The sequence below is a fragment of the Cystobacter fuscus DSM 2262 genome, from assembly GCF_000335475.2.
In the GTDB taxonomy this organism is placed as follows: domain Bacteria; phylum Myxococcota; class Myxococcia; order Myxococcales; family Myxococcaceae; genus Cystobacter; species Cystobacter fuscus.
The window spans coordinates 42,371-68,526 of record NZ_ANAH02000010.1 but is presented as its reverse complement, the minus strand read 5'-3'; the positions used below and the strand labels follow the sequence as shown (position 1 = coordinate 68,526).

19 protein-coding genes are annotated in these 26,156 nt (G+C 70.0%); 10 read left to right on the top strand and 9 right to left on the bottom strand.

What is annotated here, in order from left to right:
* Positions 1–56: 56 nt before the first annotated feature.
* Positions 57–803 carry a MotA/TolQ/ExbB proton channel family protein gene (locus D187_RS18615; protein WP_002621927.1) on the bottom strand — a complete coding sequence of 249 codons (747 nt, stop codon included), beginning with the start codon at positions 801–803 and terminating at the stop codon, positions 57–59.
* Between the two features lie 306 nt (positions 804–1,109).
* Between D187_RS18615 and D187_RS18610 the strand changes: the two genes are divergently transcribed.
* The gene (locus tag D187_RS18610; protein WP_002621926.1) at positions 1,110–1,964 is read left to right on the top strand and encodes a GspE/PulE/PilB domain-containing protein; all 855 of its coding nucleotides are present in this window, start codon (positions 1,110–1,112) and stop codon (positions 1,962–1,964) included.
* Between the two features lie 10 nt (positions 1,965–1,974).
* On the opposite strand, the gene D187_RS18605 is transcribed toward D187_RS18610, so the two are convergent.
* The 5 genes from D187_RS18605 to D187_RS18585 all read right to left on the bottom strand — a co-directional run bounded on the left by D187_RS18605 (position 1,975) and on the right by D187_RS18585 (position 9,909).
* Entirely contained in the window at positions 1,975–3,888 is a 1,914-nt protein-coding gene (locus tag D187_RS18605) for a GAF domain-containing sensor histidine kinase (RefSeq protein ID WP_002621924.1), read from the bottom strand.
* The gene (locus tag D187_RS18600) at positions 3,878–5,854 is read right to left on the bottom strand and encodes a PAS domain S-box protein (RefSeq protein WP_002621921.1); all 1,977 of its coding nucleotides are present in this window, start codon (positions 5,852–5,854) and stop codon (positions 3,878–3,880) included. The genes D187_RS18605 and D187_RS18600 overlap by 11 nt, the downstream gene beginning before the upstream one ends.
* Before the next feature lie 27 nt (positions 5,855–5,881).
* Positions 5,882–7,516, bottom strand: a complete 1,635-nt coding sequence (locus D187_RS18595; protein WP_002621920.1) for a right-handed parallel beta-helix repeat-containing protein — start codon at positions 7,514–7,516, stop codon at positions 5,882–5,884.
* A 276-nt stretch (positions 7,517–7,792) separates the two neighbouring features.
* Positions 7,793–9,382: a GMC family oxidoreductase gene (locus D187_RS18590; protein ID WP_155893431.1), complete on the bottom strand. Its 1,590-nt coding sequence runs from the start codon at positions 9,380–9,382 to the stop codon at positions 7,793–7,795.
* A gap of 137 nt (positions 9,383–9,519) precedes the next feature.
* Positions 9,520–9,909 (bottom strand): hypothetical protein, encoded by a 390-nt coding sequence (locus D187_RS18585; RefSeq protein ID WP_002621914.1) that lies wholly within the window; start codon positions 9,907–9,909, stop codon positions 9,520–9,522.
* Between the two features lie 207 nt (positions 9,910–10,116).
* Between D187_RS18585 and D187_RS18580 the strand changes: the two genes are divergently transcribed.
* From D187_RS18580 to D187_RS18565, 4 genes are all read left to right on the top strand, one after another.
* Positions 10,117–10,791: a dienelactone hydrolase family protein gene (locus D187_RS18580; protein WP_002621913.1), complete on the top strand. Its 675-nt coding sequence runs from the start codon at positions 10,117–10,119 to the stop codon at positions 10,789–10,791.
* A gap of 169 nt (positions 10,792–10,960) precedes the next feature.
* A complete protein-coding gene (locus D187_RS50065; protein WP_002621911.1) occupies positions 10,961–11,476 on the top strand; it encodes a hypothetical protein in 516 nt (171 codons plus the stop codon).
* 112 nt (positions 11,477–11,588) lie between these two features.
* On the top strand, positions 11,589–12,767 hold the full coding sequence (locus D187_RS18570; protein WP_002621910.1) for a metallophosphoesterase: 1,179 nt from the start codon (positions 11,589–11,591) through the stop codon (positions 12,765–12,767).
* Positions 12,764–14,149 carry a DUF1444 domain-containing protein gene (locus tag D187_RS18565; RefSeq protein WP_155893430.1) on the top strand — a complete coding sequence of 462 codons (1,386 nt, stop codon included), beginning with the start codon at positions 12,764–12,766 and terminating at the stop codon, positions 14,147–14,149. The genes D187_RS18570 and D187_RS18565 overlap by 4 nt, the downstream gene beginning before the upstream one ends.
* Before the next feature lie 17 nt (positions 14,150–14,166).
* On the opposite strand, the gene D187_RS18560 is transcribed toward D187_RS18565, so the two are convergent.
* Positions 14,167–15,525: a thioredoxin family protein gene (locus D187_RS18560; RefSeq protein WP_043430541.1), complete on the bottom strand. Its 1,359-nt coding sequence runs from the start codon at positions 15,523–15,525 to the stop codon at positions 14,167–14,169.
* A 195-nt stretch (positions 15,526–15,720) separates the two neighbouring features.
* Here D187_RS18560 and D187_RS18555 point away from each other — a divergent pair, with 195 nt between their 5' ends.
* From D187_RS18555 to traB, 5 genes are all read left to right on the top strand, one after another.
* Entirely contained in the window at positions 15,721–17,088 is a 1,368-nt protein-coding gene (locus tag D187_RS18555) for a sigma-54-dependent transcriptional regulator (protein WP_002621904.1), read from the top strand.
* A 60-nt stretch (positions 17,089–17,148) separates the two neighbouring features.
* Entirely contained in the window at positions 17,149–18,927 is a 1,779-nt protein-coding gene (locus D187_RS18550; RefSeq protein ID WP_043430539.1) for a GTPase, read from the top strand.
* Positions 18,928–19,154: 227 nt separating this feature from the next.
* Positions 19,155–19,517, top strand: a complete 363-nt coding sequence (locus tag D187_RS18545) for a helix-turn-helix domain-containing protein (RefSeq protein WP_002621902.1) — start codon at positions 19,155–19,157, stop codon at positions 19,515–19,517.
* Between the two features lie 139 nt (positions 19,518–19,656).
* Entirely contained in the window at positions 19,657–21,669 is a 2,013-nt protein-coding gene (gene traA, locus D187_RS18540; RefSeq protein WP_043430537.1) for an outer membrane exchange protein TraA, read from the top strand.
* Entirely contained in the window at positions 21,666–23,285 is a 1,620-nt protein-coding gene (gene traB, locus D187_RS18535) for an outer membrane exchange protein TraB (RefSeq protein ID WP_002621900.1), read from the top strand. The genes traA and traB overlap by 4 nt, the downstream gene beginning before the upstream one ends.
* 164 nt (positions 23,286–23,449) lie before the next feature.
* Here traB and D187_RS18530 read toward each other — a convergent pair whose 3' ends face one another.
* Positions 23,450–24,286: an Ig-like domain-containing protein gene (locus D187_RS18530; protein ID WP_002621899.1), complete on the bottom strand. Its 837-nt coding sequence runs from the start codon at positions 24,284–24,286 to the stop codon at positions 23,450–23,452.
* Positions 24,287–24,457: 171 nt separating this feature from the next.
* A complete protein-coding gene (locus D187_RS18525; protein WP_020918122.1) occupies positions 24,458–26,065 on the bottom strand; it encodes a lipase maturation factor family protein in 1,608 nt (535 codons plus the stop codon).
* Positions 26,066–26,156: the final 91 nt, after the last annotated feature.

Below are 26,156 nucleotides of genomic sequence, written 5' to 3'. Positions count from 1 at the left end.
CGTCGCAGAGCTACCGACAACGCGCCCAGGGTTCAGGTTTCGTCAGGAACGAGGAATTACTCCTCGTCGTGGCCCGCGGACGCCGACACGGTGGCGTTCTTGAACTTGTCGCGATTGTTGACGATCAGGTTGAGCACCGCGACGCTCGTCTCGTTGATGTCGTTGACGATCGACGTGGCACGACCCGAGAGGATGGAGAAGGCGACGACGGCGGGGATGGCCGTGAGCAGCCCGAAGCCCGTGCAGTTCATGGCTTCCGAGATGCCGTTGGCGAGAATGGTCGCCTTGTCGGCCGGGTTCACGTTGGCCACCGCCTCGAAGCAGGCGATCAGACCGGACACCGTTCCGAGCAGACCGGCGAGCATCGCCGCGTTGCCGAGCATGGCCAGGTAGCCGGTGCGCGCCTCGATGCGGGGCGTCTCGCGCAGGCTGGCCTCGTCGAGCGCCGCCTGGACCTCCTCCTCGCCCTTGGGCACGTTCATCAGGCCGGCCTTGATGACCTGCGTGAGCGGCGTCTGCTTCTGGCCGGACACGTAGTTGATGGCCTTGTCCAGATCACCCGCGTAGATGTGCTTCTTGAGGCCGCGCAGGAAGGCCTCCTTGTTGATGGACGCCTTGCCGAACAGCACGAAGGCGCGCTCGACCATGATGGCCAGAGCGAACACCAGGCAGACGGCGATGGGGTACATACCCCACTGACCGGCCTCCCAGCGCTTGGCGACCTCCTCGAAGAAGGAGCGCTCAGCGCCATGGCCGCCGGCGTTGGCAAGAATGGTCAGATTCGTCACAAAGCCCAGGTTCATAGTTGCTTGTTGCCTCCAAAAAACATGCGGACCCGGCGTGACGGGCCTTGCCATTCCGAGCCCCTGATCCCCACCTCTACTTCCGCGTGGATCATTGGCCCGCCATTGGCATCAATTGGGGGCCGACTTTAAGAACGCCTCCTCAAGTGTGTCAAGACACGGCCTGCTCCCTTAGTTGCTGAAATCTCACGGGAATTTTGGCAGGGAACTTCGCCCGGACGGCTGGTCACATGGCGGACGGACGGTCTTTGATGCACCGCGTCGTCCCCTTGACTGGGTGGGTGAGGTGCGACTAAGGCGCCGCGCATGGCCCGAAAGCGGATCGGTGAGTTGCTCCTGGAGCGGGGGGCGATCAGCACGGCCCAACTGGACGCGGCGCTCCTGGCCCAACAGCGCACCCGGCAGCGGTTGGGCGCCACATTGGTGGCCCAAGGCGCGATCACCGAGAAGACCCTGGCGCACGCGCTGAGCGAGGCCCTGGGCGTGCCGGTGATGGATCTGACGGGCCGCGCCCCGGACTGGAGCGCCCTCCACCTGCTGCGCGCTCGCTTCTGCGAGCAGCACGACCTGTTCCCCATTTCCCTGGAAAACGTGGGCGGGCAGCGCGTGCTGATGGTGGCCATGGCGGATCCGCTCGACTCCGCGGCCCTGCAAGAAATGGAGTTCACCACGGGGATGAAGGTGAGCCCGCGCGTGGCGCCCCTGTCGGCCGTGCGCGCCTGCATCCAGCGCTACTACCACCCGGACGTCCCCGCTCGCACCACGTCCTCCACCGGCCTGCCCCTGGCGGACGAGGACGACGTGGAGGAGATCATCCTCGGCCAGGAGGAGATCACGGCGGAGGCCGACGAGATCATCGTTGGCGAGGAGGAGCTGCCCCCGGGGGAGATGACACGCCGCGTCTCGCTCGAGCAGCTCATCCAGGAGCGCGAGCAGAAGCGGCGCGGCACCCGGCGTGGCCCGGCCCGGCGCGCGCCCTCGGGGGACGTGAGCGCCGCGCTGGACTCGCTCTTCGGCGAGCCCCAGGCGCACGCCTCGGCGGTGGACCCGGTGGAGGAGCTGGAACGCAAGTTCTGGGCCCTCATGCGCATCATGGCGCGCAAGGGGCTGCTCACGAACGAGGAGTTCACCCGCGAGCTGGACGACGAGCCCGAGGGCTGAGAACAGGCGTTCAGTCCGGCAGGGGCAGGCGCACCGAGAAGGTGGTGCCCTGACCCAGCACGCTCTCCACGTCCAGCCGGCCGCCGTGCTTCTCCACGATGCGCTGCACGATGGACAGCCCCAGCCCCGTGCCGTGTCCCTCCGTCTTGGTGGTGAAGAAGGGCTCGAAGATGCGCGAGAGGTGTCCAGGCTCGATGCCGCTGCCGGTGTCCTTCACCCAGACCACCGCCTCGCGCCCCTCGCACCGCGAGCGCAGGGACAGCCGCCCTCCGGGACGCATCGCATGGCAGGCATTGGTGATGAGGTTGACGAACACCTGCTCCAGGTTGGCGGGCACCCCGGAGAGCTGCGGCACCTCCCCGAAGTCGCGCTCCACCTCCACCTGCGCCTTGACCACCACGTGCTCGCAGTAGCCCAGCGCCTTGTCCAGCAGCGCGTTGAGCCGCACCGGCTCCGGCTTGTTCTTCGACGGCCGCGCGTAGGACGTCAAATCCCTCGTGAAGCGCAGGATGCGCTGGCCGTTCTCCAGTATCTTGCGCAGCTTCTCCGCGTCCGGGCCTCCCGAGGCCCCCACGGGCACGCGCTGCAGGAGCGCGTCGGCGTACGTCACCACCGCGGTCATCGGGTTGTTGATTTCGTGCGCCACGCTCGCGGCGAGCTGCCCCAGCGAGGCGAGCTTCTCGGCGTGGATGATGCGCTGCTCGAGCTGCGCCACCACCGTGACGTCCTGCCCGATGGCCATGACGCCCTCCACCTCTCCCTGGGAGGAGAGCGACGTGGAGGTGGCGAACGAGGCACGCGCCTCGCCCGAGCGCGTGCGCAGCCGCAGCTCGAAGTTGGGCAGGTCCTCGCCCCTGAGGGCCGCGAGCAGCACGGGCATCAGCCGCAGGTGCTCGTCGCGGTGCACCAGCCACGCCACGTCCCGCCCCAGCACCTCTTCCTTGCTGAAGCCCGTGAGGCGGCTCATCGCCCGGTTGAAGACGACGATCTTGCCCTCGCGGTTGGCCACGACGATGAGGGCGTTGGCCTTCTCCAGCAGATCCTCGAGGTACTTGCGCACGAACGTCAGCTCGTCGATGAGCTTGGCGTTCTTCACCGCCACCGCGACCTGGTTGGCCAGCTGCACGAGCACCCGCTCGTCCTGGTAGGTGTTCATCTCCGCGCGCGAGGCGGGGTACTCCAGGTTGATGGCGCCATAGAGCTGGCCACTGGCCACCAGAGGCGCGCTCACGCCCGCGACGCTGCCCTCGAAGAGCAGCGGCACGCGGCCGGCCACCACCACCTTGCCCGCGGGCAGCGCCGACTCCACCAGGTGCATCTTCTCCGCCGCGCTGCGCTTGAGCACCAGCGGCTCGCGCGAGCCCTCCTTGAGGCGGCCCTCGGCGTAGAGGCTGGTGAGCGAGCCGGTGCGCGCGTCGGTGATGCGGATGCAGAAGGAGCGCCCGGGAAACAGCTCCTTGACGCCGCGCGCCACCGCCGCCACCAGCTCCTCCTCGCTGCCCGCCTCCGCCACGCTGCGCCCCAGGTCCAAGAGCACGCCCTCGGTGCGCGCCTGCTCGAGCAGCGCCTGCTCCACCACCACCAGATGGCCGCGCATGTGCTCCGACTCGCGCCGCCCCACCACCGACACCGAGTCGCCCCGCCGCGTCAGCTCCATCACCACCGCGCCGCCCTGGGGCAGCGCCACCTTCACCTCGCTCGAGCCCCAGTCCTCGGGCACGGGCGTGTCCGCGAGCGCCTCCATCATCTGGTCCACCGTGAGGCCATGGTCGAAGCAGAAGCGCTTGAAGGCGGCGTTGCCCCGCAGCAGCCGCAGCGACAGGTCGCAGAGCGCCGCGGGCACCTCCACCGCCTCGAAGAATGCCCGGAAGGCCTCGGCGGAAGGCTCCTCCAGCCCGGGTACACGGCGCGACTCAGTCGTCATTGGAGCTGGCCTTGTCGAGGTCCAGGATCTGCTGCGACCCCATGTAGGCTTTCGTCTCGAAGCGGGTGATGCGGCCTATCTTGCGGACGATCTCCGCCATGCGTTCCGCCTCGCGATAGATGATGTCCACCGGCTTGTACGCGGCGTCTTCCTCCTTGAGCTTGCGCTTGAGCAGCTCCGCGTAGCCCATCACCGAGGTGAGGGGCTGGTTGAGCTCGTGCGCCGTGGTGCCCGCCAGCGCGACGATGACGGCGTTCTTCTCGCTCTCCTCCAGGCGCGTCTCCACGTCCGACAGCTTGCGCTCGAGCGCCATGCGGTCGCGCAGGTCCGTGAAGATGCCCACGCTGGCCACCTCGCGGCCGCCTTCGTGGACGATGGAGGCCGTCATGTTCACCGGCACGAGCTGCCCGGTACGGCTGACGACCTCCTGGCGGCACACCTCCAGCCGGCCCCGCCCGCCGAAGTCCGGGCCGCGCAGCTGGCGCATGATGCGCCGCGACACCCCCTGCGGGTAGAGCTGGTCCACGTGGAGTCCTCCCAGGGCCTGCGCGGCGGTGTAGCCGAAGATGGCCTCGGCCCCCTTGTTGAAGAGGATGATGCGGCCCTGCATGTCCGCGGCGACGATGGCGTCCACTGAGGAGTCGATGAGCCGCTCCAGGAAGTCCTTGGTGTGGTGCAGCTCGTCGGCCAACAGGCGCGCCTGGGTGACGTCCCGGAAGGAGAGGATGATGGCCCGGCGCCCATCCTCCAGGGGCCCCGCGGAGAAGCACAGGGTGAGGCGACGACCCCCGGGCAGGCGCACCATCATGTCCACATCCGAGCGGGACTCGCCGCGCCGGGCCGCCGTCACCAGCTCCATCAGCACCGTCTCGTCCAACGGCTGGGTGATGTCCACCAGGTGACGGCCCATGGCGGCCTCCGAGGACGTCTCCAGGATGGTCTCGCCCGCGGGGTTGAGGCTGAGCACGCACGCCCGGTCATCGAGGATGGCCACGCCCTCGCGCACGTTGGCGAAGAAGAGGTGGTAGGTCTCCAGCGAGGCGGCCTTGGCCTCGGCGGCGATGCGCGCGGACATCTCGCGCTCCGTCTTGCCGCGCACCGACAAGAGCAGCGAGGCGTTGCGCAGGGCGACCGCCGTGGAGTGGGCCACCGTGTTGAGGAAGTCCATGTCGTGGGGAGCGAAGGTGCGCCGGTCGCTCCCCCGGGCGCGCAGCAGCAACACCCCGCGCACCTCGCCCGTGATGATGAGCGGCAGCGCCACGAGCGTGTGGATGTCGCGCACGGCCAGCTCCTCCTGCACGCCCTCGAACAGCGGATGGTGCGGCGCGTCCTCCACGACGACGGGCTCGCCCGTGCGTGCCGCCTCGCGCACCTCGGGGTAGCGCTCCAGATCGATGGGAACGTCCTGCGGGCCCGAGGCATCGCTGGCGGCCACCACGCGCGCGCCCTGGCCCTCCCGGTCCAACATCACCAGCGTGGCGCGCCCCACGCCAAGCCGCTCGGCGATCCGGCGGGTGACGTCGTGCAGCAGGGCCTCCACATCGAGGCTCTCGGCGTAGTCCGCGGTGAGCTCCACCAGGAGCGCCAGGTCCTGCTGCCTTCGCCGCACCTCCTCGCGCTTGTATTGGTGCTTCATCGCGCGCCGCAGCCGCCAGGCGACCTCATGGCAGCCCGCCCCGGAGGTCATCACCTCCTCGGGGTGGAACGAATCCACGGTGGAGAAGGCCTCCTCGCCCGGCGCCACCCACACCACGACGGAGAGCGCCGCCCCCACGGGCGTGGCGATCAGCGAGGTGAGGGCGGCGTGCGCCTCGGGCAGGGTGAGATCCGCCAGGACAAGGGAGGCCCGCTCGGGGGCCTCCACGCACTGGAAACCCGCCCGGGCCACCGCTTGCCTCAGCGGCTCGCGCGTGGCCAGGACCGCGGGCACCAGGATGACGCCAGGACTGGACTCGGGGACGGACACGCCCCCGACTCTACCCCGGCCGCCGGCTCAGGGGCAGTCGGACTCCCGCGCGCCCATGTCCGGAGCCCGGCCGCACCAGTCCTCGCCCACCGCCAGGCCGGCGTCACGGCCGGGCGAGGAAGAAGCCAACCAGAAGTCCCCCGCCTCGGCGTCCACGAATTCCGGAGCCTTCTCCACGGAATGGGCGTCCCAGCCCGTGCTCTCCTGCCAGGTGGAGAGATCCTGGTCGCGAGAGTCCTTGCGGAAGGTGGGCGCGTCCCCGAGCGGGGAGTAGAGGTTGCCGTCGAAGGACAGGCCGTTCCATTCCGTGCCGACCCGCACCGCCAGGGCCGCGCAGCCCCCGAGGATGTTGTTGCGCACCTCCACGTCCTCGCTCGCGCCCGACTCCCCCTTGCCCACGACCAGTCCATAGGTGGGCATGTTCCACACGGTGTTGTGCACCACCTTCACGTCGATGGCGGTGTCGATGCGGATGCCCGAGCCCTCGCTGCCGTCCGAGTTGACCCCGTCGAACACGCGGTTGCGCCGCAGGACGATGTGGGTGGGCGGAGCTCCCTCCCGGACGCCGCCAATCTGGATGCCCCGGCCGTTGTCGCGCACGTCGTTGTCCTCGAGCGTGACGTCGCGCGCGGACATGTGCACCACCACGCCCTCCCCGCCCGAGGTGGAGGAGCGGCGATGGCCCCAGATGCGGTTGCCCCGGAGCGCCACGCGGGTGCACGTCTTGATGTCCGCGCCGTTCTCCTTGTTCTCGTGCAGGTCATTGTCCTCGACGAGCAGGTTGTCGAACGGAGTGCCCTCCTCGGTGGAGCCTCCCTCGGAGCTCAGGCACTGCACACCATCGCCGGAGTTGTGGTGGATGTCATTGGCGCGCACGGTCACGTTCTTGGAGTTGGTCTGCACACACACGCCGTGGCTGTCCGCTCCGGAGCGCTGGAAGTTGGAGATGGTGTTGCCCTCGATGAGCACGTCCCGGGCCTTGCCGGCGACGAAGACGCCCGCCCCATCGGTCCCGTTCTTGAGCGTGCAGCCACGAAGAATGCCGTGGTGCGCGCCCTCGCCGTGCCAATACGCCGCGAAGGCCTTGTCCCCCGCCGCGTCGAAGGTGATGCCCTCGACACGCCAGTAGGCCCGGCTCACCTGCAACATCGGCGTGCGGCTCCCCGAGCCCCCCTTGAAGACGGGCTTGGCGCCGGGCGCGGCCTTGAGCGTGAGATAGCGCCCGGAGGAACCATCCCGGGCATCGAGCAGCAGCCGCTCCGTGTACGTGCCGGACTTGAGGAAGATGGCCTCACCCGGCTGCAGCAGCGACTGTGCCTTCTCCACCGTGCGCAAGGGCGCCGACTCCGTGCCCGCGGCGGAATCCTTGCCACTGGGGGACACCCACAGGATGCGGGAGAACTCCGGGGGAGGCGGCGGGGATGAAGCCGAATCCGTCGTGGGCGCGGAAGGAGCGGAGGGAGATGCCGGCGCCCCAGGCGTTGCCGGAGCGGTGGGCGCCGGCGTGGAGACGTCCCCGGAGGGCGCAGGAGAGGCCGTCGTCGAGGAGGATAGATCTGGAGCGGAAGGTTCCGTGACCGGAGCGGGTTCTCGTGAGCCACAAGCGACAACCCCCACCAGCACCACGCAAGAGACGACGGACTGCAGCCAGCGGACGCGCATCCACACTCCTTGTATGAGCCGCGATCCCAATGGGGACCCGGAAGACCCGCGCCGGACAGGTCGCCACATCCCGGCATTCCCCCCACCGCTCCTTCCGCTGCTCGTCCGTTCGCGCAGCAGAGGGGCAAGGGAAGTGATTTCAAGGGGTTGATGATCTGCCAGGAAAGGCGCTCCCCGCCCACCCCAGCCATCCAGGTCGCAGGTGGGCCCACCCGAGCAGGGAACGAGCCCCCACTCCTGGTGGAACCTCCTGGCGGGAGTGGGGAGCGCTCCGGTTCAGCCGCCCAACAGCAGTCGTGACGCGAACTCGCCGATCATCACGGACGGCGCGTGAGTCCCCGCCGAGGGAATCGTCGGCATGATCGACGCGTCCGAGATGCGCAGACCCTCGATGCCGTGGACGCGCAGTCGGGCATCCACCACCGCGTCCTCGCCCGAGCCCATGGCGCAGGTGCCCACGGGATGGAAATAGGGAGAGCACGCCTGGCGAAGGAAGGCCACCGACTCCTCCCGGCTCATCCGCTTCGTCGGGGCGACCCAGCTCCTGGTCAACTCACGGAACGCCGGCTGCGACGCGATGTCGAGCCCGAGCTCGAGTCCCGTCAGCAGGGCATCGACATCGGCCTGTTCCGACAGGAGGTTGGGTTGGATCTCGAGCGGGCCATCGTGCCGTGCGGTCTTCATGCGCAGGTAGCCCCGGCTCTGGACCCGGACCAGGCCCGGCGCGATGCAGAAGGAGTTCGCGGGAATCGGGTACCGGGCGCCGATCTCGGCCGAGACATAGGGGATTTGCACGGACACGAACATCAGGTCCGGCACGCGCAGCTCGGAGCGGCTCTTCCAATGAAAGGTGCTGCCCACGAGGTTGTTGTTCAGCGGCATCAGCGACTGCTTCGCCTCGAAGCAGAGCCCGGCCACGATGATGTGCTCCTGGAGGTTCTGCCCCACTCCCGGCAGCGCGGCCACGACCGGGATGCCGAGCCGCTCGAGTTCCTCCGCGGGGCCGATTCCCGACAGCAGGAGGAGGCGTGGGGTGTCGATCGCTCCGGCACAGAGGATCACCTCCCGGGAGGCGCCGACGGAACGCCGCTCGCCCTCACGCAGGAACTCGAGCCCGGTGCAGCGCGTGCCGGACAAGGTCAACGAGAGCACCTGCGCCCCGGTCAGCACCGTCAGCTTCTCGTCGTGCATCACCGGCCGCAGATAGGCGCGCGACGTACCGCAGCGCTCCCCCGCGCGAACGTTCATGTTGATGGGGCCCACGCCCTCGGGGTGGGGCACGTTCACGTCGTCGAGGTACGGCATCCCGTAGGAGCCACCGGCATCGATGAGCGCGGCGGCCACCGGGTGGAGATTCCTGGCGCGCTCGACCCGAATCGGACCGCCCGCGCCGCGCAGGTCGCTGGCCCCGTCCTCCCAGTCCTCCGACTTCTTGAACAGGGGCAGAACGGAGTCGTAGTCCCAGCCGACATTCCCGGCCTCCGCCCAGCCATCGTAGTCAGCCCTGTTCCCACGCGCCCAGATCAACGCATTGGTGCTGCCCGAACCACCCAGCACCCTGCCGCGCGACAAGAGGATGGAGCGGTGAGCGACGTGCGGGCTCGGCTCGTAGAAGTAGGTCTGGGCGTGGGGCGAGCCGATGTTCTCGATCCACCGCAGGGGATCCGAGAGGCTCGCGACACCTTCGTCCGACCCGCCCGCCTCGAGCAGGAGCACGGTCGCGTCGGTGCCTTCCACCAGGCGGCGCGCGAGGACACAGCCCGCCGTTCCCCCACCCACGATCACATAATCGAAATGCCTGGCGAGCACCTCGTGGTGCTCCGCCCCGCGGCGAGGCTCCCCCCCGGACGTGGGCGTGACCGACATGACCTTCCTCCTCTGGCTCGAGCGCCAATACCGGTCACGCACCGTGCCTCTTCGCGACGAAGAAGTCTCCGGAAACACGAACGCCCCGGCCCGAAGGCCGAGGCGTTCCCGGTGAAGCGTGGCGATGCGGCGAGGGCCTACCCGCGACCGTAGTGGCCCCGGCCGCGGGGGACCCAGACCCACTGCTGAGAGGTCTCGGTGTAACCCGGCACCCAGCGCCGCTCGTAGTGACCCGGCTCGCACGCGCGCACGTAGCGGCGGGTCCTCACGCACTGCTCCTCGACCCAGACGCGCTCGTAGTGACCCGGCACCTCCGTGCGCACCGTCTGAAGCTCGTAGCGGCCATCACGGCCCCGCGAATGCGCGGGAGGAGGAGGCGGCGGCGCCCGGTGCGAATCGCGGCTGGGAGCCCAGTTGCTGGCCACGGGAGACGCCGCGTGCCGGGTGTTGTCGGCGGCCGTGGCGGCCACGGGGGTGAACAGGAGAGCGGAGAGAGCCAGGGTGAAGAGTCCGTGCTGAAGAGCCATCGTCGTGTCCTCCCAAATCGTTCTTGCTCCTTCTGACGGGGACCCCGTGCGTTGATTCAAAGCCAGTGTGTTTTCCCCTCGGGCCCTCTTGTCGCCTTCCCCCCGGTTTGCCCGTTGACAGTCCCGAGCGGTGCCCGCTCACGCGCCGGGCGGGCGGACACACGGGCTTTATTCTCCGCCTCCTCCACGGACCACAGGAGCGGACACATGACGAAGCAAGCGAAGCTGACCACGGCGGATGGCGCGGAAGTCGCGGGCTACTTGAAGGCGGCCGAGGGAAGTGCCAGCCGGGGAGCGGTCATCCTCATCCACGAGTTCTGGGGCCTCACGGACCAGGTGCGCGGCGTGGCGGATCGTCTGGCGCGCGAGGGCTTCACCGTGTTCGCCCAGGACCTCTACGGAGGCAAGGTGACGAAGGATCCCGCCGAGGCCACGAAGCTGATGAACGCCCTGGACATGAAGCGGTCCGCCCAGGAGATCTCCCGCGCGGCGGAGGCCCTGCGCCATCGTGCTCCCGGCACCAAGGTGGCGGTGCTCGGCTTCTGCATGGGCGGCGCCCTGACACTCGCGGCCGCGGCGACGGATGGGCACCTCGCCGCCGCCGTCCCCTTCTATGGGATTCCCCCCGAATCGGCCGCCGACGTGAAGAAGATCCGCTGCCCGGTGCAGGGGCACTTCGCCAACCACGATGACTGGTGCTCGCCGGACCGGGTGAACGCGCTGGAGAAGACGTTGAAGGGCGCGGGCGTCTCCACCGAACTCCACCGCTACGACGCGAGCCACGCCTTCTGCAACGAGCAGCGGCCCGAGGTCTACTCGCCCAAGAACGCCGAGCTGGCCTGGAAGCGGTCCGTGGAATTCCTCCACGCCCACCTGGGCTGAGCCGCTCACGGCGCACGGGCTCCAGCCAGGCGGACATGGGCCGGCTGGAGCGCAAGCAGGGCCTCCAGCAGGGCTCCAGCCGCTGCCCCTCCCGGGATGCTGTCCCATCTTCAACAGGGCAGGTCGCACGTCGGGGGACTCCGCCCCCAACGGCCTCGGGAGGAAACGCATGTCCGACATCATCGATCCCAAGGGCTCCGTCCCCGTGAATCCACGCTCCGATGTCTTCGTGGACCAGACGCGCGGGCAAGAGTTGGAGGGAAGCCAGGTACGTGCCGCCGCCTACTCCCTCGACGATGGACCCGTGCTGGTGCGCTCCAGCGATCCCTCGCTGAAGCACCGGGGTCTCACCATAGGCGTGCTCACCATGGTGAGCGTCAGCCTCATCACCTTCTGGATGCCCGGACTCGGCTCGCTCATGGCCGGCTTCTTCGGAGGCTTCTTCGCCAAGCGCTGGAAGCGCTCCTTCATCGCGGCCGCGCTCGCCTCGGTGGCGGTCCCCCTGACGCTCCGCTTCCTCGACATCATGCGGCCCGCGCAGGGGCTCCACGACCTGTATGGCATCGGGATGGTGAACTGGACGATCGTGCACATCATCAGCCTGTTCATCGGTACGGCCATCGGCGTGTACTCGTGCCCCCTGGTGGAGCGCAGTGGCGGTCTGCGGCAAGAACTCCCCGAATAGCTCTCCCCGCGGCACCCGCGCCCGGCCGTGGGTGCCGCTCTTCGGGTGGCGAATGACATCTGGCCCGGAATCGCCGCAGCACCCGCCCTCGCGCGGGTTCTAGGATGGGCTTGTGAGCACACCCCGCATCGAGGCCGCCCTCGCCCTCGCCACTTCCGCCGCCCATCAGGGCCCCCGCTCGACGGCGCCCGATGGGCGAGCCCGCCGCCGCCACTTCGCCATCGGCGATCCCCAGGCGGACATCACCCGCTTCTTCGCCGTGCTGGATCGGCATGGACTGCTCGGCGCGGATGGCCAGCTGCTCCCCGACATCCAACTCATCTCGGTGGGGGATCACTTCGACTGGGGCAAGTCCCCCGAGCGCGACGCCGTGGCCACGAGCGCCGTCCGGCTGATCGCGTGGATGGCCGCGCACCCGGCGGATCAGGCGGTGCTGCTGCTGGGCAACCACGACCTGGGCCGAGTGGGTGAGTTGGCCAGCTTCACCGACGCGCGCTTCGCCACCGCCCAGGTGGAAGCGGACGGCATCTACCGGGGAGGAGACGTCGACGAGGCACGGGAGCGCGACTTCCTCGCCCGCCACCCCGAACTCCCCAACGTCGAGCTGGTGGCACGCGACTTCGGCACCTTCCGCGAGGAGCAACGCCGCTGGGTCGACTACCTGCTGCGCGCCCGGCGATTCCGGGTGGCCCATGCCGCCGCGGAGCGGATGATCGTTCTGCACGCGGGAGTGACTCGCGAGGATCTGCACGCGGTGGGGCTGTCCGAATCCCTCCATTCGCACGCCGCCTCCGTGGTGGAGACCCTCAACCAGGCACTCGACTCCGCCGTGTCCGCCTGGACGCGAGGACCCTTGCACATCCCCGGGCTGTACCGGCCTGGCGACGCCACGTACGGCGAGGGCCGGGGCATCTTCTACCACCGTCCAAGTCTGAGCCCCGAGGACACCCTCCACCGCGACGCCACCCCGCGCCGACGCTTCGATCCCCGCCGGCTGCCACTCGGCCTCACCCAGGTCGTGGGCCACACCCGGGACAAGCGCTGCCGGGAATTGCTCGTGCTGCCTCACGACACACCCCATGACGGCGTGCTGCGCTACCTCGTCACCGATGGCACCACCATCGACTACCGACCCGGCACACCACTTGCCTCCCACCCGGGCGAGGCCGTGCTCCTCTTCACCGATGGCGGGATGCGGGAGTCGCCGTTGGAGTCCTTCCAGCTACTCGACCTCGATACCCGGGGTCCAGCGACGCCCCTGCCGGGCACCGCGCCGGGAGAGCTCCCATGACGAGGGTCTGGCGGAAATCGATGCTGGTGCTCCTGGGGCTGCTGGGTCTCGGCGGATGCGCGGGGCCCTCCCGGACACAGAAGTCCTCTGCCCTCGAGGAAGCCCGGCGCGCCGAGGAACGGCTCGCGGAGCATGTGGAACTCCAGGAGTCCTCCGCCGACGGTGACGAGCGGGCGGAGCGCGAGTCCTTCGCTCAAAAGGCCATCGCGGCCCTGCGCGACGAGGGCGAGACGCTTCCCATCCGCTACGACGCCGAGGGCTTCCTGCTGGAAATTGGCGACAAGGACCCGAACACGGTGTTCCTCGGCAACTTCTTCGACGAGTACCGCGCCACGCCCCCCGAGCAGCGCCACGAGGTGCTCCGCCGCCTCACCCACGTGCGCTCGGCGCCCACGATGCCGGAAGCCTTCGCCGACATCAGACCCCACCTGATGCCCGTGGTGCGCGGCCGCACCTTCTTCGAGCGACTCCGGCTGGAGGTGAAGGGCCGGAAGGATCTCGCCACCCTCCTGTCCTGGAAGCCCCTGGGCGGATTTCTCGGCGTGGGCATCGCCTTCGATGGCCCGGACACCTTGCGCTACATCGGCACGGACGAGCTGCGGCGCTGGGGCATCTCCTTCGAGGAGGCGCTCGCGCTCGCGCTGGAGAACCTGCGCCGGCGCAGCTCCGAGTCCCTCGAACAACTCGCCCCCGGCACCTGCCAGGCGCCCTGGCAGGACACGTACGCGGCCTCGCGACTGCTGCTCGAGGAGGTGGTGCGCCGCTGCCCGGTGCGCGGAGAGCCGGTGGTGCTCGTGCCACACCGCGACCTGCTTCTCATCACGGGCTCCGACGACGAGGATGGCTTGAGCCGGGTGGCGAGCATGTCCCTGGACGCCCTGCTGGCCCCTCGCGCCGTGGATGGACGCGCCCTGCGTCTGACGTCCGGAACGTGGGTGCCCTTCATGCCCGAGCGGCTCAGCAATGCCTGGAAGGACTTCCGCCAGCTCGAGCTCTTCACCCGGGCCCGGGACTACGACGAGCAGACCCAGCAGCTCGACAAGCACTACCAGGACACGGGCGAGGACGTCTTCGTGGCCGCCTTCACGCCCTATCAGGACGAGCACGGGCGGAGCCTCAGCTACGCCGTCTGGCAGAAGGGCATGACCACCCTGCTGCCCCGCGCCGATTTGATCTTCTTCGTGGACCCCGATCAGGGAGAGCGGGCCCCCCCCGTGGGGGTCGCGCGGTGGGAGGACGTGGCGAAGGTGACCGGCGCACTGGGCGCCCCGGTCGAGGGGCTCTATCCAGAGCGCTACCGCGTCCGCGACTTCCCCACCGACCAGCAGCTCGCCCGGTGGCGTGCGGACCCGGGCGACCTCTTCGACGAGAACGAGCGCTGACGGCACGAGGGCGGCGACTACGGCGCGCGCTGCCCCTTCACCTCCGCCAGCTTCTTCTCCAGCGAGGCCACCGTGCGCGGCGAGGCCTGCACCGCGGAGAGCGACTTCGCATAGGCGAGCGCGTCCTCCAGCGTGCGGGCCGCCTCGTCGCGCTCTCCCCGGGCGAGGTGGATCTCCGCCCGCTCCGAGAGCACCCGCAGCCGCCGGCCTCCCTGCACCTTCGCCAGGGCCCGGGTGCTGGCGGCCAGCGCGTCGTCCAGCCGGTTCAGCCGCCGGTAGAGGTTGGCCAGGCGCGCGGGCGGGTTGTAGTCGTTGGGGAGATCCCGCTCGCTCTGCTCGATGGCCGGCACCGCGCGCATCGGCTCGCCCAGCACCAACGCCGCCGACATGCGGTGCGAGTCGAACACGGAGCGCGCATCGGGCGTGGGCGCGCGGGCGGCCTCGCCCTCGAGGAACGACAGCCACTGTCCGGCGAGCGCCTTCGCCCCGGCCTCATCCCCCGCGTGCTTGCGCGCCTCGACGAGCAGCTCGTACACCCCTGAGCGGTCATCCACCGGCATCGCGAGGTCCGGAGACAGCGCCTGACGCCCCTTCTCCTCCAGCGCGGCGATCAGCTCCTTGGCACCCGGAGTCTCCGGCGGCACCTGGAGGGCACACGACAGGCCCAGGCCCGCGGCATTCGCCCACGAGGCCGACGGAGGCACCCGGGGCAATTCCGCCAGCGCCGCGCGCGCGCACGCCTCATGACGTTTCGCCCCGTGCTGCGCGACGAGGAGCGACTCCAACGCGCGCCCACGACGGGACCAGTCCGCGGGGGCCTCGGCGAGCGCCTGGGCGAGCACATCCGCCGCCTCGGCCGATTTGCCCTCGCCATAGAGCGCGTCGCCTCGAGCGAGCAGGGCCTCGGGCCCCTGGGCCTCGCCCCGGTACGCGCGCTCCCCGTCCTCGAAGAGCTTCTCCAACTGCGCCACGGTGGCGCTGCCCGCGAAGCGCACCAGCGCCTTCTCCTCCTTGGGATCGAGGATGAAGAAGGTGGGCCAGAACTCCACGGGGTACTTCTCCAGGAAGGCCGCGCTGGAGGGCAGGTCCGTGTCCACCTCGAGCCAGACGAAGCGGCCCGCATGCCGCGCGAGCGCCGCGTCCGTGAAGACATAGGCACGCATCGAGCGGCAGGTGTGACACCACGGAGCCCAGGTATCGACGAACAGGGGCAGACCTCGCGCCCGGGCCTCCGCGAGGGCGCGTGGATAATCATTCTCGATGAACGGCAGGGCGGCTGAGGCGTGCGCGGCGGGCGACTCGGACACGGACGCGCCTCGCTCCGTGGCGCACCCCCATACCCCCACGGCGAGCAAACAGAAGATGGGCAGTCTCATGGGCCCGGCACCCTAGCCTGGAGCCGAGCGAGGGAGAAAGCAGAGGGGCCGCTTCCCTCTCACCCGCCGCTCCTCGTGCCCACCTTGGAGGGCAACGCGTGACCATCCCCCGCGAGCCCGGTGGTAGGCTGCATGTGCGCAACCCACCGGCGAGGGGACCCGCTTCACTCTCTTCCCGCCCCCATGAGGGACCTAATGAGCGGCCGAGTCCTCCTTGTCGATGACGACCCGAGCATGGTGGAGCTGCTGCAGACGCGCCTCACCCGCCGCGGCTTCTCCGTCACCTCCGTGACCCAGCCGGAAGCGGCCGTGCCCCTGGTGATGGAGCAGCCCTTCGACGTGGTGCTCACGGACCTGAACATGAAGGGAATGAGCGGCACGCAGTTGTGCGAGCGCGTGGTGGCCAACCTGCCAGATCTCCCCGTGGTGGTGGTGACGGCCTTTGGCAGCATGGAGACGGCCGTGGCCGCCATCCGCGCCGGCGCCTACGACTTCATCACCAAGCCCGTGGAGATGGACGCACTGGTGCACACCCTCACGCGCGCCGTGCAGCACTCCCAGCTCAAGGGCGAGGTGGTCCGGCTGAAGAAGGTGGTCACCGAGTCGCAGAGCCTGGGCGGCCTGCTCGGCTCCAGCCCGCCGATGCTCAAGGTGTACGATCTCCTCACCCGTGTCGCGGACTCGGACACCACCATCATCATTCACGGCGAGAGCGGTACGGGCAAGGAGCTGGTGGCGCGGGCACTGCACGACAAGAGCCGACGCGCCTCGGGCCCCTTCGTGGCCGTCAACTGCGCGGCCATGCCCGAGGCGCTGCTGGAGAGCGAGCTGTTCGGTCACGCCAAGGGCGCCTTCACCGACGCCAAGACGGCCCGCGCGGGCCTCTTCGCCCAGGCGCACGGGGGCACGCTCCTGCTCGACGAGGTGGGGGAGATGCCCCTGGGACTCCAGCCCAAGCTGCTGCGCGCCCTCCAGGAGCGCCGGGTGCGTCCGGTGGGCGGCAACCACGAGGTGCCCTTCGACGTGCGCGTGGTGGCCGCCACCCACCGGGACCTCGAGGGCATGGTGGAGGAGCAGCGCTTCCGCGAGGACCTCTACTACCGCCTCAACGTCGTGCAGTTGGAGCTGCCGCCCCTGCGCGCGCGCGGCGGCGACTGCCTGCTGCTGGCCCAGCACTTCATCGAGCACTTCGCCGCGCGCGCGAACAAGCGCGTGACGGGCCTCGGCGAGGCCGTGGCCGAGCGGTTGATGAGCTACAGCTGGCCCGGCAACGTGCGCGAGCTGCGCAACTGCATCGAGCGCGCCGTGGCCGTCACCCTCACCGAGCGTCTCGCCGTGGACGACCTGCCGGAGAAGATCCGCGCCTACCGCGCCTCGCAGGTGGTGGTGGCGAGCCTGGACCCCTCCGAGCTGACCACGCTGGAGGAGGTCGAGCGCCGCTACATCCTGCGCGTCATGGAGGAGGTGAAGGGCAACAAGTCACTCGCGGCACAGATTCTCGGCCTGGACCGCAAGACGCTCTATCGCAAGCTCGACCGTTTCAAGGAGGGTACGGGAGAGTAGTCCCCCCGCACCGCTTTCCATGGGCATCCCGCCCAGCGCGTGCTGTCCTCCGGGAACTGGATGAACGACCTCGCCCCCCTGCGCACCGCGCTCGAGTCCGCCCTCGCCCTCCTCCCCTCCCCCGATCACTTCGTCGAAGAGGGCGACGCGGACACCGCCCGCCGCCTCCATGAGCGCCTGAGGCGCGACCTGCTGCCCCGGCTGGGAGGCACGGACGCGCCCCTCCTGCTCGTGGCCATCGCCGGACCGAACAACGTGGGCAAGTCCACGCTCTTCAACGCACTGGTGGGCACGCCCCTGTCCCCGGCCCGGCCCGAGGGTGGCCTCACCAAGCAGTGCCTCGCCGCCGCCCACCCGGACACCTGGACGGGCTCGCTCCGGGACTTCCTCACGCGCCGCTACGACATCGTCCTCGTGGCGCCGGGCGAGACGGCCCCGGTGGATCAACCCGGGCCGGCGGGACGGCTCTATCTCGTCCTCGCCGACGCCGTGCCCCGAGGCCTCGTGGTGATGGACACGCCGGACTTCGACAGCGTCTACCGCGACAACCGCGAGCGCGCCGAGGCCCTGCTGGTCACCGTGGACGTGCTCGTCTTCGTCGTCAGCCGGCAGACGTACCAGAACGCCGCCCTGGTGGACTTCCTGCGCACGGCGGTGGGCCACGGGCACCCCTATCTCCTCGTCTACAACGAGGCCACTCGCGAGGAGACGGCCCGGGGCCACCTGGAGAAGCTGGCCGAGGACGTGGGCCACCCCGCCCTGGCGCGCTACCTCGCGCCCCACCAACCCGAGGTGGAGGCCGGCGAGAAGCCGCTCGCGACGCACCCGCTCGACGGCGGCCCCCCGCTGTCCTCGCTCCTGGGAGAGCCCGAGCACACCCGCGCCCTCAAGGCCCGCGCCCTGGAGGCCTCGCTCCGGGACGCGCGCGCGGACATGGAGCGGCTGGCCGAGGCCTCCACCCGGGCCGCGCGGGAGCCCGAACGGTTGCGGCAGCGGCTGCGCCACGAGCTGCTCGGAGTGGGCCGGGCCGCGGCGCTCAAGGCGGTGCCGGCGGATGTGCTGGTGGAGGCCTTCCGTGACGAGCTCGACGCGCGCAGTGCCTTCCACCGCTACGTGCGCCTGCCCTTCCGGGGCCTGGCCACGGCCCTCACGTTCCTCTCGCGCCAGGTGCGCCGCTCGTTCACCGGCCCCGAGCCCACCGCCGCCCCGGTGCCGCAGGCGACCGAGGACACCCTGCGCGATGGCGTGCGCCGGCTGGTGGAGGGCTTCGCCCCGGAGGTGGCCGCCTGGCGGGGAGAGGCCGCCACGCGCGAGCTGCTCGCCCAGGCCTTTGGTCCCGCGACCCTCGCGCGCCTGGAGGAGCCGTTGGGCGTCGAGGGGCTCCACTCGCGACCCGAGGAACGTGAGGGCCTGTACGGCTTCTGCCGTGGACTGGTGGCCCAGGAGCTCCACGGCGGCGCGCGCGAGGAGTTGCTGCAGACGCTCGCCACGCTCGTCTACTCGGTGCCCTCGGGCGCCGCCGCCGCGGTGACGGTGGCCACGGGGGGCCTCGGCCACGACGCGGTCATCTGGGCCGGCACGCTCCTGTCCACCCCGCTGCTGGAGCGTTTCGTGGACCTGCTGGGCGCGGACCTGCGCGAGCGCGTCACCCAGCGCTGGGCCGACTCCCATGGCGCCCTCCTCGCCCAGGCCCTGGAACAGCGCTTCTTCGCGCCGCTCCTGGGCTCCCTGGACACCCAGGTGGCCGGGTGGGAGCGCACCGCGAAAACCCTGTCCGAGACAACCTCGCGAATCTCCCTCACAAGAGCAGTCGTGTCAGACCCCTCCCGCATGATGTAGTTCACCGCGACACGCGGACCACGAGGTGGGTGGGAGTTCGTCGTACATGGGTTGGAATCTGGCTCGGTGCGGAGTGGAGAAGCAGGTTGGGGACAGCGAAGTGGGGGTGGGCGAGGGGGTTCGGGGTGACTTCGGAAATAGGGTCGCGGAAGTGACCTTTGCAGTCCTGTTCCAACAACCTGATGCGTCGTATTCCGCCGTGCCTACACTGTAGGGTGGGTTCAGGTATGGATAAGAAACTGGCGAAGACGATTGGAGAGGCCGCGCGTTCGGCCCGTCTGCGTGCGCAACTCACCCAGGCGGATGTAGCGGAGATGGTGGACCTGGTGACGGAGGTGTACGGACGAATCGAGCGCGGCGGCATGGTGCCGAGCGTGCCGACGTTGTTGAGGCTGTGCCGGGCGCTGCGGATCTCCGCGGACGAGTTGCTGGGGCTATCGGGTCCCGACGGAGCGCTCAAGCTGAGCGAGCCACCCAACGAGCAGGGCGAGAAGCCCGAGGTGAGGGCAGTGCTCAGGGTGCTGCGCCAGTTGGACTCCGGGCAGATCAAGCTTCTGGGGCGGCTCGCGGTGGCCCTCAAGAAGGAGTAGAGCGTCCACGAGTGTCAGGTGGGATCGTATGCCGGGCAGGCTTCCGTGCCCCCTCCTACAGTGAACCCCGGGGCATTGCTTGACCGGGGAGGTTGGCCGGGGAATTCTGCGCCCCGTGCTCGTGGACCACATACGAAGAATGGCCGCCTTGGTGGTGATGCTGCTGGTGGCTGTGGGCGTCGAGGCCCACGCCGAGCAGCTCCCCACGGTGGTCATCACCGGCGAACCCGTCGCCCCGTCGCCCGCTCAAGACGGAACTGGCTTGTGCGCCGCGTCACGGGTGTCGACGAATCCGGCCGCGGACTTCCCCACGAGTAACTCCGCCTTCAACTTCGGGGTGAACACCTTCCTGGACACCCCGCCGGACGCCGCCAATCCGAACGCGCGCGTCAGCTTGGTGCTCCGGACGTTGTTCGATCTGTCGAACAACAACGACTCCGGGTTGAGGCTGAGTTACGGCGACTTCGAGAACGCCGCCCCTGGGTGCCGCAGCGGCGGTTGTGACTTCATCGTCAACGACACCTACACCTCATTCGCGACCCGGCTCCGCGGTTACTTCCACGTCACCTCGGCCATGGTGGGTCTGCCGGTTCATTTCGGCTTCTACGCCGACGACGCGGTCGCCTTCACCATCTACGACAAACAGTCCCAGGCCTATCGGGTCATCAACCGGCCCCCGCAGCTCGGAGCGCCCACCTGGCGCACCACCAACAGCGTGACCTTCCTGAAGGACGGCCTCTACGCCGTGGAGATCCTCTACACGGAGGTCACGGAGCACGCCGCGTTGGAAATGTCGGTGTTCGTGGGAACCTTCTCCGACTTCGAACGTCCGGCGAATCAATCCCCCGTCGTCAAACTGAAGGACGCGGGCTTCGCTCTCGTCTCGCCCGTCTCGCTCTACCAGACGGAGACCGGGCGCCCGTCCTACCCGCAGGACCCCAACAAGTGCCAGCAGTGCAACCGCCAGTACGCGAACACCTCGGGCAACAACGGCTGCGACCCCAGCTACTACTGCAACGGAGCGGCCCTCTGCGCCCCCTGTGACTCGGCCTTCTTCTGTGGTCCGAGTTGCTCTCCCTGTGGCGGAAACACGCCCCTGTGCGTCAATCGCAACGGGACCTTCACCTGCGGCCAGTGCACGGATGACTCCCAGTGCAACGGCCTCCGCTGTGACCCGCTCACCAACCAGTGCGGTGGCTGCAACACCGACGCGCAGTGCCCCAGCGGTCAGCACTGCGATACCGAGCAGCACGAGTGCCGTGAGTGCATCACCGACGAGCACTGCGGCCGCGGCCAGTCCTGCACCAACAACACCTGCCAGGCCTGCTCCACCAACGACAGCTGCGCGGGCACCTCCTGCAACTGCTGCCCGGACGGTCTCCAGTGCGCGTCGCCCACCCCCGGTGCGCCCCCCTCCTGCGTCGAGTGCACCAACGACACCCAGTGCTCCGACGGCAAGCGCTGCGACACCGCCAATGGCCGCTGCGTCGCGCAGGTCCCCGAGTGCAACACCTCGGAGCGCTGCGGCTCCCAGTGCGCCAAGTGCCCCACGGATCGCCCCTACTGCCTCGACGGACAGGTCTGCGTCACCTGCCGCACGGACCTCGAGTGCGGTGACGGCAAGTTCTGCCTCAGCGGGGAGTGCGCCTCCTGCACCACCAACAACCGCTGCGGCTCGCGCTGCGAGGCCTGCCCCTCGGAGACCCCCATCTGCCTCACCGACGGCACCTCCGCTGGCAGTTCCTGCGTCGGCTGCACCGAGGACTCCCACTGCGGCCCCGGCGGCACCTGCGACCCCGTCTCGCGCACCTGCTCCACTCCCACGTGCTCGGTGACCTGCGCCGAGGGCGCCCTCTGCAATGGCGACTCCTGCGTCGAGTGCTTCGTCGACGCCCACTGCCCCTGCGGCGGCACCTGCGACACCGCCACCAACCAGTGCACCAGCTCCTGCAAGACGAGCAACGACTGCCTCGGGGTCGAGTACTGCTCGGCCGTCACCCTCGAGTGTGAGCGCGGCCGGCGCAAGCCCGGCACCGAAACCCAGGGCGGCGCTCCCTGCTGCGGCGCCACCGGCGAAACGCCCCCCAGCGGCCTCGCCCTGCTGCTCATCGCGGCCGCCCTGCTCATGCGGCGCGCCCGGGGCGCCGCATGAGCCGTCTCGCGCCCCTCCTGCTCGTCCTCCTGCTCACCCGCATCGCCTCGGCCCAGGACGCACGCTTCGACGTCCAGGCCTTCCGCCCCTCGGGAGCACCCCAGGACCTGGTCGGCGTCGGACAATCGCGGCCCCTGTCCCACCTCTCCATCTCCGGCGGCGCCTACCTCAACTTCATGTTGGATCCGCTGGTGCTCGTCGCCGCGGGCACCAACTCCAAGTCCGTCAGCCTCGTGGGCAACCGCCTCCAACTGGATGTCATGGCCTCCGTGGGCCTGTACAACTGGGTCGAGGTCGGCGTGGACATGCCCCTCGTCCTCTTCCAGGGCTCGGACAACCTGGAGGCCATCGGCACCGAGGGCTTCATCCAGTCCTTCACCCCCGCGGACCTGCGCCTCACCGCCAAGGTCGCCATCCCCAGCCTGCGCCGCTCCGCCGAGGGCAACGGCTTCGGCGGCGCCCTCACCCTCGGCATGAGTCTGCCCACCGGCCTCCAGGACGCGTTCGCCAGTGATGGCTCCGTCACCTGGTCTCCCGGCCTGGTGACGGACTACCGCTTCGAGTCGGGCGTCCTCCTGGCCTTCAACGCCGGATTCTGGCTGCGGCCCGCCCGCCAGTTCGCCGACACCCTCTGGGGCAACTCGCTCACCTTCGGGCTCGGCGCCGAGGTCCCCATCCTGCGCGCCAACGGCATCACCGCCATGGGCATGCTCACCGGCAGCACTGCCCTGGAGAAGCTGCTCAACCAGCCGCAGGCCCTGCCCACCGAGCTCCTCTTCGGCCTGCGCTGGTACACCGGCCTCGGCCTCACCTTCACCGTCGGTGGAGGCGGCGGCTGCGGCTGCTCTCCCACCTCCCCCACCCTGCGCCTCTTCACCTCCATCATCTGGGTGCCCGCGAAGACCCGGGAGTGGGAGGCCATCCAGCGCTTCAAGGAGCCCCCGGAGCCACCCCTTCCCCCGCCTCCTCCCGTGGATCCCGACGGCGACTCCGTCATCGGCGAGGGCGACCGCTGCCCCAACGCCCCCGGCCCCGTGGAGAACGGCGGCTGCCCCGACACCGACCGCGACGGCGACGCCGTGGTGGACCGGCTCGACCCCTGCCCCGTGCTCGCCGCGGGCCCGCGGGGCCGCAACGGCTGCCCGCTCGCGCGCATCGAGGGCAACAAGATCGTCATCCTCGACCAGGTCCACTTCGCCACCGACCAGGACGTCATCCTCCCCGAGTCCTTCCCCATCCTCGAGGAGGTGGCCCAGGAGCTGCTCGCGCACGAGGAAATCCAGCGCGTGCTCGTCGAGGCCCACACCGACGCCCGCGCCAACGACGCCTACAACTACGACCTGTCGCGCCGCCGCGCCGTGAGCGTGCAGAACTTCCTGCTCGACAGCGGCATCGCCGTGGAGCGGGTGTGCTCGGCGGGCTTCGGCCGCAGCCGCCCCCTCACCGCCAATGACTCCGAGGCCAACATGGCCCTCAACCGCCGGGTGGAATTCACCATCCTCCCGCCCGCGGAGGGGGCAGCCCTCCCCCCCTGTCCGCCGGATCCCGCCGCGGGCTGGCAGGTGCCCCCGACGAAGAAGGGCGGCAAGCGCTCCGCGCCCCAGGGCGCGCGTTGAGGAGGCAGGACGCAGGCCCCTCGGAGCCCGGGGCCGCCCCTCGGTGACGAGGGGCTCCACGCACGGGCCACTTCGAGGCAGCGGGAAAGGAAGGCTCGAGGGGGAAGGCACTCCCCGGGGACTCCGCCCGGGACGACCCGGGGCGGGCCCTCACGGGGAGAGGACTAGCGGCTGGCCGTCTTGACCTCGAAGACGACCTCGGCCGCGGCCTTGCGCCGACCGGCGGTGGCCGTCACCACCGTGCGCCCGGGCCCCACCGCCGTCACCTGCCCCGTGGAGGACACCGTCGCCACCGACCAGTCCGAGCTGTACCAGGTGACGGGCACGTCGCTCAGCGCGATGCTCCGGTTGTTGAACGTCCGGGCGCGCATCTGCTGCGTCTGCCCGGGCTTGGCGAAGATGACGTGGGTGGGCTCCACCTCCATGCGCGCGAAGTCCGAGCGCACCACCTGAACCGGCAGGCGGCGGCTGAGCGGCGGCACCGTCACGGTGATGGTGGCATGGCCCGGAGACACGCCGATGAGCCGCCCGTTCTCCACCCGCGCCACCGTCTCGTCACTCGACTCCCACTGGGGCGGCACGTCCACCAGGGGCTTGCCCAGCTCGTTCTTCACCACGGCGGAGATGGCGATGGAGTTGCCCGCCAGGAGGAAGTCCGCTCCCGCCACCCGGATGTCGAGCTGGCTGGGAATGGACACCTGCACCTCCACCGAGGCGCGCACCTTGCCGGCCGCCGCGGCGATGGTCGCCCGCCCGGACTTGCGCGCCACCACCACCCCGTCCACCACCGAGGCCACCTCCGGTGCCGAGCTCACCCAGCGCAGGTCCGCGTCCTCCACCGGCTTGCCCGTTGCATCGAGCGCGATGGCCTCGAGCACGACGGACTCGCCCTGCTTGTGGAGCGGGCGGCTCTCCGGCATGGCGAGGGACAGGGTCGCCGGAGCGGAGCGGCAGCCCCCCAACACGAGAGAAGACAGCAAGAGCAGGGAGCGAGCGGACATCGAGCGATTCACGGGGGCAGGGGGGCGGGCGGTCGTCAAGACGACGTGTCGAACGGCGGCGAAAGGGATTGTATTTCGTTACGCCCATCACGCCATTCTTTGCAAGCCCTCCCCCCTCTCTCTGCTCGCTCGAGCGAGCCTCCCTTCATGCGCGGAGGAAAGTTCCGCGGTTCACGCCTCCGCGGCCCACGCCAGGCGGTAGGTGGCCCCCGGCGGGGCCAGGCTCACCGGAGGCAGATAGAGGCCGGTGTGCTCCCGCGTCCACCACGCGCCCGTACGCCGCCGGGTCTCCCGATCCGTCATCCGGTAATCGTAGAGCACCGCTCGAATGAAGCGCGGGGGCTGTCCCGGAAAGGGGTTGCCCGCGAAGAGCCCTTCCACCTCGGGAGCGCCCTCCAAAAGCCTCACTACCAGTGCGAGCAACCAGGCAGGCGGTGAACCCAGCGCCGCGAACCACATCTGCCAGTCCAGGCGGGGCTGGTGCGGCGCCACCCACCGGGGCGCCTCCTCCAGCGCGCCCACCTTGTAGCGAAAGGGGTACTCGCGCCACGTCCGCCCATCCTCGGAGCCCTCCAGGGAAATCTCCGGCCGCCGCACCGTCATCACCGCGAAGAGCCCATACCCATTCACCGCGCGCAGGGGACGCGCCCGCCGCTCCAGCCACGCGAGCCAGTCCGGCACCCGGCGCGGGCGGTCGAAGCGGCCCAGGACGTCGAGCGCGCCCAGGGCGAGCGGCGGCGCCACGCACAGCGCCCCCACCGCCGTGCGCCAGAGGGCCCGAGGCCGGGCGGGCGGGGGCTCGGGCAGCACCCGCCCCAGGGCCGCGTCGTCCAGCAGCCACAGGCCCAGGGCCAGCGACTGCACGTTGAAGAAGCCGTAGTTGCCCGTCATCAGGATGACGCCCTGCAACCCCGCCAGGAGCCAGAAGGTCAGCAGCCGCAGCGGCCTCGGGGCGAAGACGAGGAAGGGAAACACCGTCTCCAACGCCAGCACGGACAGGGTGGAATAGCGCTGGACCCGGCGGGGCAGCTGGTGCGCGGCCCACCCGCCCCGCGTGGGCAGCGGCGCCGTCTCGTAATACACGTCGCACGCGGTGAGCTCCCGCCACGTCCGGTCACCCGACTGAATCTTCGACAGCCCCGAGCCCAGGTAGAGGCGGAAGACGAGCATCCGCCACGCGAACACCTCCAGGGCGGTGGGCTCCCGGAGCCCCGCCCCCGGCCTCAACCCCGCCGGAGCGGTCAGCACCGCCAGCAGCCCCATCTCCAGCAACAGCGCGTCCCACTGGAAGGAGAGGAACTCCCGCCCCACGGACACGTAGGACAGGTAGAGCGCCCACAGCCCCACCAGCGACGCCTGGGGCGCCACGCCCAGCATCACCGCCAGGGACAGAGCCTGCCCGGCGCGAATGCCCCGCACCAGGGCCGCGTCGGACGCATCCCGCCAGAACACCGTGGGCGCCTTCAGGTAGCGCTCGCGGCCCAAGGCGACCAGCCGGGGCGAGCCGAGCAGATCCTTCACGGGCAGGATGCCCCGCGAGCCATGCAGCCCCAACACCTGCCGGCCCAGGGAGGTGAAGGCGATGAAGTAGATGCCCCCCAGGGCCACCAGGAACGCCTGCCTCACGCGGCGGTGCTGGGGCGGCGCCACGGACCGCTCCACGAACCGCGCCAGCACCCCTCCCCCACGCGCCCGCGGGCGCCGCCGCCCCTCCCAGAGGGGCAGGGAGCCGAGCATCCGGCAGAACACCTGGGCATCACGGGGACTGACAGCACGCATGGGGGCCTCCTCCGTCCTCCACCAAACCTGGGAGCGGCGCTCCCCGGTGCCACCCTCGCGAGTCCCCCGCTCCCGAAGGGCCCAGGCGGCC